The organism is Dyadobacter sp. HNCC25DJ186 (assembly GCF_056895235.1).
Genome location: NZ_JBXHAS010000007.1, coordinates 134,616 through 147,087 on the forward strand (window position 1 = coordinate 134,616; position 12,472 = coordinate 147,087).

Sequence of the window (12,472 nt, forward strand, 5' to 3'; positions counted from 1 at the left end):
TGAAATGGTCATGAGAAAATTTGCTTCACTCGAATTGATCGTCATTTTTTTATGGCTTTCAGCGGCTGGCTGTAAAAAAGAAAGTTGCTGTAATCCGGAAAATCAGGTTTTGGAAGGCACGTGGCAATTGGAAGGATATCGGGACCGTATAAATAATAATTTGAATGAAATTCCCGCTAACGATGGCAGAAATGTCGTTTATACATTTCAGGACGACGGTCAGAAAGGAACGATATCGGGTACGACTTATTCAAATACCGTTGGAGGTTCTTACGAACTTGTGGGAAGTTCAAAATTGAAGGTTACTAATTTCGGCGGCTCAAAAGTCGGGGAACCGGAGTGGAGCGGAAAAGCATGGTTTCGCCAGGGCGAATATCTTTACGAAATCCGGGACAATTCGTTATCTATTTACCAGGAAACAGATTCAGAAAAGATCATTTTCAGGAAAAAGTGAGTGTTTCGGTGTATGGCTTTTTCGATGGATGTTTGTCAAAAACCTCAACATTTTTTACAAACATCTCATTTCCCAGGTGGTACCAATGCCTGAATTTCTGTGACTGGTCAACGTGATGCGGAAGATAATCCAGCAGCACAGACAGGTTGAAGGTTTTCGAAGTAACCCCTGCGCCGGAGATTACGCCGTCTAATGCGTTACATTCCTGCTCATAATGATTAGGAACGGGCACCATCATTACAGGTTTTCCGAGATACATCGCCTCGCAAACAGATTCAAAGCCAGCCGTGGTAACCAGTGCCCGGCAGCTTGCCAGTTTTGTTAAATACTTTTGGCTGTTGATGCGGTGGAAGCTCAGCGTGCTGTCATGAATTAACTCATCCGGAGCGTCGGCTTTGTCCCAAAAACAATGCAGACGGATCTCCGGATGCGTGCGGTGCCATGAAATAATCTGCTCGCTGAGGCTGTGATGCGTCATGTATACCAGGAAGAAATCATCGGTGACAGGATGAAGATCCTGAATTTCCTGTCTTAAAAGCGGTGGGACAACAATCAGTTTTTCATCAGGCCTGGATTCCATTTCCCGGAACGACAAGGCGAGCCTTTGACTTGCTTTCCAGGAAGCAGCTTTGGAATTGAGGTTGATGAGCGCACGGTTGAGACGGCTGTCTTTGGGTGAAGTGAAATCCGGATGTAGGATCAAATATTGATGCGCGACACAAATCATCGGTATTTTATTACCAAAAACGATATTGTAAAGCCCGCTGTATGTTTCGTAAAAACTGATGATTAGGTCCGGTTGAATTCCCCGGATTGTTTTGTGTATATAGTGTAAGCTTTTGATATAGGTCGGAAGGTTTGTCACCAGACTTAAAAGTGTCTTTTTGGTGTTCATTCCTCCTCCGTTGTAAACGATGCTGGGTGCGTTAAAATAATAAACCTGACCCTTGATTTGTTCTGTGAAAAAGGAAGGAATTTCTCGTCCAACCGCACTGCCTACCATTACACCAGAAATTTCATGGCCGGCATTTCGTAAAATCTGCCCCATTGAAATGGCCTGTGTAAGGTGTCCACGACCTTCTCCCTGTACCAAAAACAATATTCTCATACTAGATAACCTGTCTTTTGTCCTGACCCAGGATCATGCCTGTAAAAGCAACCTGTTTGTCTACTGTCGGGAAATTTTCAATAACTTTTTTTTGAGCTGTTTTTTGTTCAGCTGGTTTTTCCTGAAAATCCTGTTGATTATAGTATACCAGATTCCAGTTTCCATCGAAATCTTCAACCAGAGCGCTTAAAGTTTCAACCCAGTCACCTGAATTCATATAACTGATCCCATCAATTTCCCGTATTGCCGGATGATGGATATGTCCGCAAATGACCCCGTCGCAATCACGTGAACGCGCCAGTTCAGTCAGTTTTTCCTCAAAATCCGACATGTAATTGACCGCCATTTTAACGGATTGTTTGATTTTCTGCGACAATGAAAAGTATGGCAATCCTCTCCATTCACGGTATTTGTTGTAAAATTTATTGATCCAAAGCAAAAAAGTATAGCCGATATCGCCTAGGTAAGCCAGCCATTTCAGATTCGTCGTAATCGAATCAAAAACATCACCATGCGTGACATAAAAACGCTTGCTTCCTGAATTCAGGATATAGTCTTTCCTGATCTGGAAATGTTTTCCTAAACGCAACGGAATAATCTGATCAAGGAAATCGTCATGATTTCCGCGTATATAGATCACCTTGGTTTTATTTTCCTCAATCATTTTAAGGACACGTTTGAAAAACATGGTATGTTTCCGTTTCCAGACACCATATTTTTTTAACTGCCAGGCATCAATAATATCACCATTCAGAATAAGCTTTTTACAAGAATAGCTTTTCAGAAAATTGGTAACTTCTTCTGCCTTCGAACCACCTGCTCCGAGGTGTAAGTCAGAAATGATAATCGTTCGAAAATGAGTTGTTTCTCCCATGTTACAAATATTCTCATTTCATGTTAACTGGATATTACTAACAGGTTATCAGTAAGTTAAGATTACCTGTAAAACTACTACGACGAATCTTTTTAATTTGTTTATTTTAAAACACTAAGTATAATTAAGGTAAATAATAGATTCTTTATATTTGGGAACAGCAAACTCACCCGACGCATGAAAAAAATATTATTAATCTTGTTACTTTTTGGATATCAGTCTATTAGCCAGAATGTTTATCAGCCACATGAGGTGGAAACGCAGGCAATTCCGAATGGTGGTGTTACGATTCTAAATGAATTCCTTAAATCCAACATTCAGATTCCTTTAAAATCTTCGATCAAAGGAATTAATGCAAAAGTATTTGTCAAAGGAGTTGTCGAAACAGACGGATCGATAACCGGTCTGGGTATAGTAAGAGGAGTTGATTCCTTGTGTAACCAGGAAGCGATTCGCGTGCTGGGGTTGTATAAGGCATGGCAGCCAGCCGTTTTAAAAGATCAAAAAGTCAGACAAGCTGTTGTATATCATGTGGCTTTTGTCAGTGAAACAAAGGAAAATTTTGATACGACTTTATGGAGTTATGTCAACTACTACGACGTCAAATACCAGCCAACAAAAATCCCGAAAGATTACAAATACAGAAGTGTTATGCCGGTGGATGAGCAGGGTTATCTGAAAGGTGATATTTCTTATGAAGGTCTGGAATGGGGAAAGTGGAAACAAATTAATGCTATTCCGTTTAAGCGGAAAGAATTATGGTATAAAGTAAGTGAGGAGCCCGGCGTGGATTCGGTGCAGGCATATCAATTATCAGCCGAAGATAATCATGAAAGCAATTATGCACCGTTTGTCACTTTTCAAAAAAATGGGAAATTGCTCGCTTACAGGCAGAACGGCATATCGGGCAAACCGCAGCTTACCAGAGAATACTACCTCAGTGGAATGCTGAAAAATGTTGAGACTTTTGAGGACAGCAGCAGTACGCGCATTACCTGGTATGGCAACGGGCAGATAACCAATGTCCTTACCATGCATATTAACAGAGCGCGGTATGAAGAAAATAAGGTAATTGGCGCATGGGAAGCCAATGGAAAACAAACGGTTAAAGATGGAAATGGCTGGTGGACGTATTCCAGTTCTGCGGACGACAAATTGGTATTAGAATCAGGTGCCATACATTCAGGATCACAAGACGGGAAATGGGTTGGTAAGTTTAAAGATAGTACCGTTTATTATATTGAAGAATATGAAAAGGGCAAACTGAAAGAAGGAACGCGCTTTGTCAACGGAGAAAAAATCAGTTACAAGAATAAGATAATCCAACCAAAATTTCACGGTGGAACGAGGGCATTTTATCAATTTCTTGGACAGAATATTGTATATCCTGTGAATGCAGCCAGAAGAGGGATTTCAGGAAAGGTACTTGTTTCTTTTACGGTTTGCGAAGACGGAAGCCTTTGTGATTATAACGTAGAAAAGGGTGTCATGAAAGATATTGATGAAGAAGCGCTAAGAGTTGTCAAAAAAATGAGCGGGAAATGGGAACCGGGAGAAATGCGCGGACAGAAAGTAAGGGTCAAGTATAATTTGCCGGTTAATTTTCAATTGCAGTAATATTTTGGATTGAAGCTGATGTACACACTTATCCAAACACGATGAAAAAATTAATTTTAGCCTTGGCTCTTTTAAGTTTTCCCGCGCTTAGCCAACAGATTTTCCAGGTTCACGAAGTGGAAAAAGCTGCTGAACCTGCCGGAGGTGCGGCGTTTTTAAATCAGTTTATTGCAGCCAATATTCAGATTCCTATCAAATCAGCAGCCAGGGGAATGAACGCAAAGGTTTTCTTGAAAGGCGTTGTTGAACCCGACGGAAGTATGTCCGGACTTGAAATAGCGAGATCTGTTGACAAATCAAGTGATGCAGAAGCAATTCGCCTTTTAACATTGTATAAAGCCTGGAAACCGGCTTTGATTAAAGATAAAGCGGTAAGACAAACGACCATTTTTCCTGTACCATTCAGAACCATCCCGATTCAGGAGTTTGACAGCACTGAAAATGCAATCATTGAGTATTTTGATAAGAAGAACGTTCTGACCAGCGATCCAAAAAAGTTTAAGTTTAGAAATATTATTCCGGTAGATAGCCTTGGCTTTGTCCGGGATAATATCTTGTATGAGGAACTCCGGCTTGATAAATGGAAAACGGTAAAAACAATTCCTTTTGAAAAGAAGGAAATTTGGGCTCATGTTTCAGGTACTGTTAAGCCGGATTCTGTGAAGGCTTTTCGTATTTCGGCAAAAATGGATGATTATGAAAGTGCGTATGAAGAGGTGATCGTTCAGCCGGACGGCAAACTTCTTTCGCACAGCACTTACCCCGGTAGCGGAAGGCCGCCTTCAACAGGAAAATTTTACTTTCTGACCGGGATGTTAAGAGAAAATCATGCAGATGTTAGCGGTACTGTCAAGATAACAGACTGGTTTGATAATGGGCAGGTTCACAGCGTAACAGAGATTGTGAATGGAAAAGGAAAGATTATTAAAGATGTGTGGGAACGTGATGGGAAACAGATCGTGAAAGATGGAGTTGGTTGGGGTAAAATCGATGGCGATTCATACAATGGAAATGCCACTTTTGAAGAGGGGAAAGTAATTAACGGAGAGAAATCCGGCCGCTGGACGAGCAAACTGGTAGACAGTACTTTAATTTTTGAAGAATTTTATGAAGCTGGAAAATTAATAAAAGGAATTCGGCCGGATAAAACAGAATATACTGCGGATGATGATAAGCCGGCACAATTTAAAGGAGGACCTTCAAAAATGTATCAGTTCCTGGGGGCCAACATTCAGTATCCCTATGAGGCCTCGCGACGTAGAATTACGGGAAGAGTTGTCATTTCTTTTATTGTTCTGGAAGATGGGACTTTAACAGATTATAAAATTGAAAAGAATGCAGAGAAAAGCCTGGATGAGGAGGCTTTAAGAGTTGTGAAAAAATCGAGCGGTTTGTGGGAGCCGGGAATTATGAAAGGGCAAAAAGTAAAAATCCGATATACACTCCCAGTAAATTTTGATACAAATTAAAGTATTTTACCACTCATCCAATCCCAAAGCCAATCAAAAGCTTTGGGATTTTTTTATACTTTTTTATAAAAATATTAGACTCGATTTCGATAACATTGTGATATCATTTTACTATCACTTTAAAGCTATGAATGAAAAAGAATTACGTTCGATGTCAGGCTTTTTGCTGTTCGCGATTGGTCTGATCATGTTGTTTGGTGGTGTTATTTTTTCGGTGATGGAAGGCCGTCCTAATATTGGTATTCTGGTTTCCATAATCGGATTTATTATTCTGATCGGACTTACCGTTATTAATCCGAATGAAGCAGTGGTGACAACATTTTTTGGCGATTACATGGGAACGATGAAACAAAGCGGTTTGCGGTGGGTGAATCCGTTGTTTCGCAGAAAAAAGATCAGTCTGCGGGCGAGAAACCTGAATGGCCAGAAATTAAAGGTTAACGACAAACTCGGTAACCCGATCGAAATTGCCGCGGTGGTTGTGTGGCGCGTTGGAGATACGGCCAAAGCTTCTTTCGAAGTCGATGATTATACTAAATATGTAGAAATCCAGTCGGAAGCGGCGGTGCGGCATTTGGCAGGTGTTTATGCGTATGATACAATGGAAGCTGAGGAAGTGGAAGTACCCGAATTTACACTGCGAGACGGAAGCGGAAAAATCAATGAAATGCTTGAAGCTGAGCTGACTGAGCGGCTGAGTAGGGCTGGAGTGGACGTTCTCGAGGCAAGGATCAGTCACCTGGCCTATGCGCCAGAGATTGCGGGAGCAATGCTGCAGCGTCAGCAGGCTTCTGCGGTGGTTGCGGCGAGGCGTCAGATTGTGAATGGTGCTGTTGGCATGGTGGATATGGCGCTGGCAATGCTTTCTGATAAAGGTATCGTTGAATTGGATGAAGAACGAAAAGCAGCGATGGTTTGTAATTTATTAGTCGTTTTATGTGGTGAAAAATCAGTTACACCTGTGTTGAACGCCGGAACCTTGTATCCTTGATATGGCAGAAAAAAAAGCGTTCGTTTTACGGATCAATCCTGATATGCTCAAAGAGTTGGAAGCCTGGGCACAGCAGGATTTTAGAAGTTTGAACGGACAAATTGAATTTTTACTTAGCGAATCGCTGAAAAAGCAGCGGCGCTCGAAAATAAAGGATATAAAATCTGATCCTGAGGAAAAACATGATTAGAATTAAACAGGCGATTTTTGGTACATCATCTTTACCAAAAATTGCCTGTTATTATGCTATTATGATCTGTGTATGGGATTTGCGTTTCAAAGTGTTAAAATTGCATTAGCAATTGTTTGTATAAATATTAATTCATATCCATTTTCAGATGAAGCATTTGATCAAAGCACTAGTCTTTGTTATTATTTCTTCTCCTTTATTTGCTCAAATACCTGATAATTTCCAGTGGCTGAACGACGGCAGTGGTTACAGAGATGTGGCAGAAGGAGAAATTGTAGAAATAAAATTACCCGCACAACAGTCTAAAATTATTGTTTCAAAACAGCAGCTTACGCCGAAGGGTGCCAGCGAAGCATTGGCAGTACGCAGTTATTCATTTAATCAGGCCGGTAATAAAGTATTGATTTATACCAATTCGAAAAGAGTTTGGCGTTATGATACCAAAGGCGACTATTGGGTTTTAGACCTCACTTCAAATACATTAAAACAACTTGGAAAAGGTCGTCCGGAATCTTCGCTGATGTTTGCAAAATTTTCTCCCGACGGGAAAAAAGTAGCTTATGTAAGTCAGCATAACATTTTTTCGGAAGACCTTCAAACCGGTCAGATCAAACAAGTTACCATCGATGGAACGGATCGCGTGATCAACGGAACTTTTGACTGGGTTTACGAAGAGGAATTTGATTGTCGTGACGGTTTTCGGTGGAGCCCGGATAGCAAAACCATTGCTTACTGGCAGCTGGACGCGCGGAAAATCCGTAATTTCCTGATGATTAACACAACGGATTCTATTTATTCCTATACAATCCCGGTTGAATACCCAAAAGTTGGACAGACGCCTTCGCCTTATAAAATCGGTGTTGTGGATGTTGTTTCAGCAAAAACCAAATGGATGAATATCCCTGGCGACCCGCAAAATACTTATGTGCCTCGTATGGAATGGGCGGGAAGTGCAAATGAACTGGTTATCCAGCAATTGAACAGAAAACAAAATGTCAGTACGCTGATGTATATCAATGCTAAAACGGGTGTTTCAAAATCATTTTATTCGGAAACTGATGAAGCCTGGATTGATATCAAAAGTCGCTGGGAAAGTAGTCCTGCCGGTTGGGATTGGCTTAGCGATGGAAAAGAATTCGTGTGGGTAAGTGAAAAAGATGGCTGGAGACATGCTTATCGCGTAAGTAGGGACGGGAAAAAGGAAACGTTGATCACGACCGGGAAATATGATTTGATCAGCCCGGTTCGGATTGATGAAAAAAGCAATGCTTACTATTTCACGGCGTCGCCGGAAAATGCGACCCAGGCATATTTGTACCGCGCGCCGCTGGACGGAAAAGGTGAAGCACAGAGATTATCCCCAGCCGATCAGGCAGGCACACACGGTTACGAAATTTCTCCTTTAGCAAAATTTGCGACACATAGTTTTTCCAATGCACGTATGCCAACAATGATGGAATGGATTACCCTTCCTGACCATAAATCGATTGACCCGGATAATTCGATCAGTCAGACGATGATGCGTATCAGACCGGCAAGTATGGATATCGAGTTTTTCAAGATCAAAACAGCCGAAGGTGTCGAGGTTGATGGCTGGATGGTGAAACCAAATAATTTTGATCCGGCGAAAAAGTACCCGATCGTTTTTTCAGTTTATGGAGAACCTGCGTCAAGTACCGTTCATGACAGTTATGGAACGGGAAGAAACAGACTTTATGCAGGGAATATGCAGCAGGACGGATATATTTATGCATCCGTAGATAACAGAGGTACGCCGGCGCCGAAGGGTCGCGCGTGGCGTAAAGCGATTTACCGCAATATCGGAATAATTAATATTAATGATCTGGCTGGGGCTGCTACCTCCATGTTTAAGCAATATTCATTTATTGACACCAGTCGCGTGGCTGTTCACGGATGGAGCGGTGGCGGTTCCTCTACTTTGAATCTTATGTTTAAATATCCGAAAATTTTCAAAACAGGTATTGCCGTAGCTGCCGTAGGTAATCAGCTAACCTATGATAATATTTATCAGGAACGTTACATGGGACTTCCACAGGAAAATCGAGAAGATTTTGTGAAAGGATCGCCAATAACTAACGCGAAAAATCTGGAAGGAAATTTGCTTTACATCCACGGAACAGGTGACGACAATGTTCACTATCAGAACGCAGAAATGCTGGTTAATGAATTGATCAAATATAACAAGCAGTTTCAGTTCATGGCTTATCCAAACCGCTCCCACGGGATTTACGAGGGCGAAGGAACGTCATTGCATTTGAAAACTCTGTTTACTGAATATCTGAAAAATAATTGTCCTCCGGGCGCGAAGTAAGATAGGAATCCCGGATCACGCACGATCCGGGATTTTTTAAAATAATGAAAGCGGGTTAATCGTCAGAAATTCCTGCCATGGTAACCCAGAATCTCCGATAAGATAGATTTTTTTAGAATTAAACTTTTTTTGGAAAGCAGACATTCCCGAGGAAGATTGTTTAGCACCACTTTTAATATCCAAACCGATAATCTGATTTTTGTATTCTAAAACAAAATCTACTTCCTGATCACGATCCCGCCAATAGTATACCTTGAACTGCTCTGAGAAGGCCTTATTTAACAAATGCGCGCCGATCGCCGATTCAACAATCCTTGCCCATTCCGCAGGATTTGATTTAATTTCTGAGAAAGTTTCCTGACGTTGTGCACTGATCAATGCTGTGTTATGGACCTGAAACTTGGGACTTGAAGATCTTTTTCTTACAATATCTGCTGAATATTTTTCAAACCCCGCCAACAGTCCTGCGGTATCTAATAAGTGAAGATAATGAGAAAGGGTCGTCGTATTTCCTGCATCCTGCAGTTGTCCCATTATTTTAGTAAATGACAGAATCTGGCCTGAATAATGGCAACCGAGTTCAAATAATACCTTCATTAATGCAGGTTTCGCGATGCGTGACAGCATCAAAATATCTTTGGAAATACTGGTTTCAATAAGGGAGTTGCTGACATAAGCTTTCCATCGTGTTTCGTTTTTTATCAAATCTGCTGATCCGGGATATCCGCCAAACCAGGCATATTCCTCCGGGCTCCACCCAAATGTGGAATGCATCTCATCGAAAGACCAGTGTCCCATATAGATTGTTTCAAATCTACCGGCAAGCGATTCTGTTAATCCTTCTTGCAGAAGCAATCTTGAAGAACCTAAAAGTATTACTTTGATATTTGTTTTTTCGCGCGTATCAGCGTCCCACAGAAGTTTGACCTTTTCACTCCAATTGGTAACCTTTTGAATTTCGTCTATAATAAGCAGAAACTCTTTTTCCGGGGAATTATTTAATCTCAGACGGGCAATCTCCCATTGCTGATGAAGCCAGAAGGAATCGGAAATAGGTATAGAGTCTGCTGAAACGAAGTGGTAATTCATCTTTGTTTTTTCTACAAGTTGCGTTACCAATGTCGTTTTTCCCACTTGACGCGGACCCATAACGATCTGAATGAACCGGCGTTGTTCATTGAGTCGTTCGCTAAGTTGCTTTGATTGAGATCTTTCGTACATAATTTACAATTTACTCAATCTAATGAGTAAATCCATTGAGTAAATTGTAAATTCTGATACTTTATTTCCCATAAAGTTTCTTCGCTGCCGCCTCATACTTATCTCCAGCAACCCATTGTGGAGCCGTTTTACGATCCGCAACAAGTCTTACGGTGTAGGTATAAGCCTGGCAAAATCTTAATAAATAGCCAAAATCGACCGTCTCTGGATTATCCGAAACCTGGTGGTAATTTTTCATAATATCACCATTAAATTCTTTAAAACCGGGTGTAAAGGTTGGTGCAGGAATTCCCTCTTTCGCAAAATTCACATTATCAGAACGGTCAAATAGTCCCTGTTCCGGCGATGGATCAGCAAAAACGCCCAATCCAAAAGCTTTGCTGGCAGTTTCAATTTCGGTTTTTACACCGGTACGGTTTAATCCCATAACAGAAACGATTGTCGTATCGTTATAACCCGCGCCATCAGAATTCAGATTGAGAATACACTTGTTCAATGGAAATAAAGGATGTGCCGCATAATAACGACTTCCCAAAAGTCCTACCTCTTCGGCAGTTAAAGCTACAATCAACACCGACCGCTTCGGTGGATTTTTGGCAAGTGCCTCTGCGGCGGTTAAAAGTGCAACCACACCAAATGCATTATCACGTGCTCCGTTGAAAATGCTGTCTTCGGAAGTAAAAGGTTGGCCGCCTTGCTTTCCAACACCGACATGGTCATAATGTGCAGTCAGCAGTACATATTCATCTTTTAAAACAGGATCAGAACCTTTGATATAACCAGCAACATTGTAGCTGTTTACCAGCTGACTTTTGCGGCCTGAACTCTTGAAAGTTACATTTTGTGCAGCGCGAAGTGCTCTCGTAATTTTAGCTTCCTTTCCATTTACCCAGGCATGGGGAATTGATTTTGAATCACTTTTTGAATCTGCCAGCGCAATGCGTTCACCTGCAAAATAGCGATTGACCATATTCCAGGGCATTGGTGCATTGAATAATTCTATAATGGCGATCGCACCTTTTTCTGTGGCTAGTTTTCTTTTTTCAGTAGACGAAGCGATGATTTCCGAAGGCGTCTGCACATCTGGAGTTCCGCTTTGTAACAGCACAATTTTACCTTTTACGTCAAGTCCTTTATAATCATCCCATCCTTTAGCTGAATTTTCAAGTCCATAGCTAGCATAAACCAGAGGAGCAGCCAAGTCGGTTGCTTCTCCATTCATTAAAATCCAGTCTTTTCCGCTTTTTAGTTTTTCGGCATCCGCAATAATTTCTCCTGTACCGTTTGAGCCAATCTTTTCAAAAGGAACATTTTGGTAATAACCGGAAGTGCCGGAAGCCGTATTTCCCGGAACGGGAACAACGCCTGATTTCCGGAATTGTTCAGCGATATACCGCGCAGCTACAAAATTTCCCTGCTCGCCTGTACGTCTTCCCATAAGCTCATCACCTGCCAGAAAACGTATATGCGCCTCTGTTTCTGATTGTTTGATGTTGAATTCTGGCGGGAGGTTTGTCTTCTTTTGGGCGAAAACGGTTAAATTAAGTAATAATAAAGTTGGGACGAGAAGCAAGGATCTTGATTTAAGGATTTTAAGATTAATAAGATTGGCAGAAATGAATTCTGTGGAGTTGTGAATGTCCATTTTAGTTTTTCTATTTGATTTTGAAATGTTTGGTTGTACTCCAAAGCTAAGAGGTAATTATGTTAAAATAGGTAACAAGATAATTATGATTTTGGGATTAATAGGATAAAAAAAGAGGCTTACTTTTTTAAGAAAGCCTCTTTTTTTATCGTTGTAATTAATCCTGTTTTTTGACAGGGTTTTTTATTGAGTTAAATATTTTTTTATACTGCAAACTGGTCGATCCAAAGTTAATTAGTAAGCCTATATCAAAGTTGTAAGCGATGAGATAATTTTTTGCTTGGGCAAGATGCGCATCTTCTAAATTTATCACTGCTTTCAATTCAATAATTATCTGATTTTGGACCACAAAATCTGCCCTGCGGGTTCCAACGCGAAAACCTTCGTAAAATATTGTTTGGTCTTGCTCTCTAACAAATTCTATTTCCAAACGTGTCAATTCAATAGCTAAACAACGCTGATATATTACCTCTTGAAAACCATTTCCTAATGTATTGTGTACCTTCATCGAGGCACCAATAATTTTATAAGTTAGTTGATCGAGCTCCATCAAACAAATATTAAATCTCAT

Annotated in this window: 11 protein-coding genes; 6 read left to right on the forward strand and 5 right to left on the reverse strand. The window is 40.9% G+C overall.

All coding sequences use genetic code 11. The features are described 5' to 3' along the window. Positions 1-10: 10 nt before the first annotated feature. The gene (locus AC1XUO_RS20460; protein WP_483331629.1) at positions 11-454 is read left to right on the forward strand and encodes an META domain-containing protein; all 444 of its coding nucleotides are present in this window, start codon (positions 11-13) and stop codon (positions 452-454) included. Here AC1XUO_RS20460 and AC1XUO_RS20465 read toward each other — a convergent pair. Further along, on the reverse strand, positions 441-1,562 hold the full coding sequence (locus AC1XUO_RS20465; protein WP_483331630.1) for a glycosyltransferase family protein: 1,122 nt from the start codon (positions 1,560-1,562) through the stop codon (positions 441-443). The genes AC1XUO_RS20460 and AC1XUO_RS20465 overlap by 14 nt on opposite strands. Before the next feature lies 1 nt (position 1,563). Next, positions 1,564-2,436, reverse strand: coding sequence for a UDP-2,3-diacylglucosamine diphosphatase (locus tag AC1XUO_RS20470; RefSeq protein ID WP_483331631.1), 873 nt, complete (start codon positions 2,434-2,436; stop codon positions 1,564-1,566). Between the two features lie 177 nt (positions 2,437-2,613). Here AC1XUO_RS20470 and AC1XUO_RS20475 point away from each other — a divergent pair, with 177 nt between their 5' ends. The 5 genes from AC1XUO_RS20475 to AC1XUO_RS20495 all read left to right on the forward strand — a co-directional run bounded on the left by AC1XUO_RS20475 (position 2,614) and on the right by AC1XUO_RS20495 (position 9,035). After that, complete coding sequence (locus AC1XUO_RS20475) at positions 2,614-4,053, forward strand: energy transducer TonB (protein ID WP_483331632.1); 1,440 nt, start codon at positions 2,614-2,616, stop codon at positions 4,051-4,053. 41 nt (positions 4,054-4,094) lie between these two features. Next, the gene (locus AC1XUO_RS20480; protein WP_483331633.1) at positions 4,095-5,522 is read left to right on the forward strand and encodes an energy transducer TonB; all 1,428 of its coding nucleotides are present in this window, start codon (positions 4,095-4,097) and stop codon (positions 5,520-5,522) included. 127 nt (positions 5,523-5,649) lie between these two features. Next, a complete protein-coding gene (locus tag AC1XUO_RS20485; protein ID WP_483331634.1) occupies positions 5,650-6,513 on the forward strand; it encodes an SPFH domain-containing protein in 864 nt (287 codons plus the stop codon). A 1-nt stretch (position 6,514) separates the two neighbouring features. Further along, entirely contained in the window at positions 6,515-6,703 is a 189-nt protein-coding gene (locus tag AC1XUO_RS20490) for a type II toxin-antitoxin system antitoxin (RefSeq protein ID WP_483331635.1), read from the forward strand. 148 nt (positions 6,704-6,851) lie between these two features. Continuing rightward, positions 6,852-9,035 carry a S9 family peptidase gene (locus AC1XUO_RS20495; RefSeq protein WP_483331636.1) on the forward strand — a complete coding sequence of 728 codons (2,184 nt, stop codon included), beginning with the start codon at positions 6,852-6,854 and terminating at the stop codon, positions 9,033-9,035. 36 nt (positions 9,036-9,071) lie between these two features. On the opposite strand, the gene AC1XUO_RS20500 is transcribed toward AC1XUO_RS20495, so the two are convergent. The 3 genes from AC1XUO_RS20500 to AC1XUO_RS20510 form a co-directional block, all read right to left on the reverse strand. Beyond that, a complete protein-coding gene (locus AC1XUO_RS20500; protein WP_483331637.1) occupies positions 9,072-10,256 on the reverse strand; it encodes an ATP-binding protein in 1,185 nt (394 codons plus the stop codon). A 61-nt stretch (positions 10,257-10,317) separates the two neighbouring features. Beyond that, positions 10,318-11,901, reverse strand: a complete 1,584-nt coding sequence (locus tag AC1XUO_RS20505) for a M20/M25/M40 family metallo-hydrolase (RefSeq protein WP_483331638.1) — start codon at positions 11,899-11,901, stop codon at positions 10,318-10,320. Between the two features lie 157 nt (positions 11,902-12,058). Further along, a complete protein-coding gene (locus tag AC1XUO_RS20510) occupies positions 12,059-12,451 on the reverse strand; it encodes a GxxExxY protein (protein WP_483331639.1) in 393 nt (130 codons plus the stop codon). Between the last annotated feature and the right edge of the window lie 21 nt (positions 12,452-12,472).

Coding starts and splice junctions, on each gene's coding strand:
- AC1XUO_RS20460 (WP_483331629.1), top strand. CDS start 11: ATGAGAAAATTTGCTTCACTCGAATTGATCGTCATTTTTTTATGGCTT.
- AC1XUO_RS20465 (WP_483331630.1), bottom strand. CDS start 1,562: ATGAGAATATTGTTTTTGGTACAGGGAGAAGGTCGTGGACACCTTACA.
- AC1XUO_RS20470 (WP_483331631.1), bottom strand. CDS start 2,436: ATGGGAGAAACAACTCATTTTCGAACGATTATCATTTCTGACTTACAC.
- AC1XUO_RS20475 (WP_483331632.1), top strand. CDS start 2,614: ATGAAAAAAATATTATTAATCTTGTTACTTTTTGGATATCAGTCTATT.
- AC1XUO_RS20480 (WP_483331633.1), top strand. CDS start 4,095: ATGAAAAAATTAATTTTAGCCTTGGCTCTTTTAAGTTTTCCCGCGCTT.
- AC1XUO_RS20485 (WP_483331634.1), top strand. CDS start 5,650: ATGAATGAAAAAGAATTACGTTCGATGTCAGGCTTTTTGCTGTTCGCG.
- AC1XUO_RS20490 (WP_483331635.1), top strand. CDS start 6,515: ATGGCAGAAAAAAAAGCGTTCGTTTTACGGATCAATCCTGATATGCTC.
- AC1XUO_RS20495 (WP_483331636.1), top strand. CDS start 6,852: ATGAAGCATTTGATCAAAGCACTAGTCTTTGTTATTATTTCTTCTCCT.
- AC1XUO_RS20500 (WP_483331637.1), bottom strand. CDS start 10,256: ATGTACGAAAGATCTCAATCAAAGCAACTTAGCGAACGACTCAATGAA.
- AC1XUO_RS20505 (WP_483331638.1), bottom strand. CDS start 11,901: ATGGACATTCACAACTCCACAGAATTCATTTCTGCCAATCTTATTAAT.
- AC1XUO_RS20510 (WP_483331639.1), bottom strand. CDS start 12,451: ATGGAGCTCGATCAACTAACTTATAAAATTATTGGTGCCTCGATGAAG.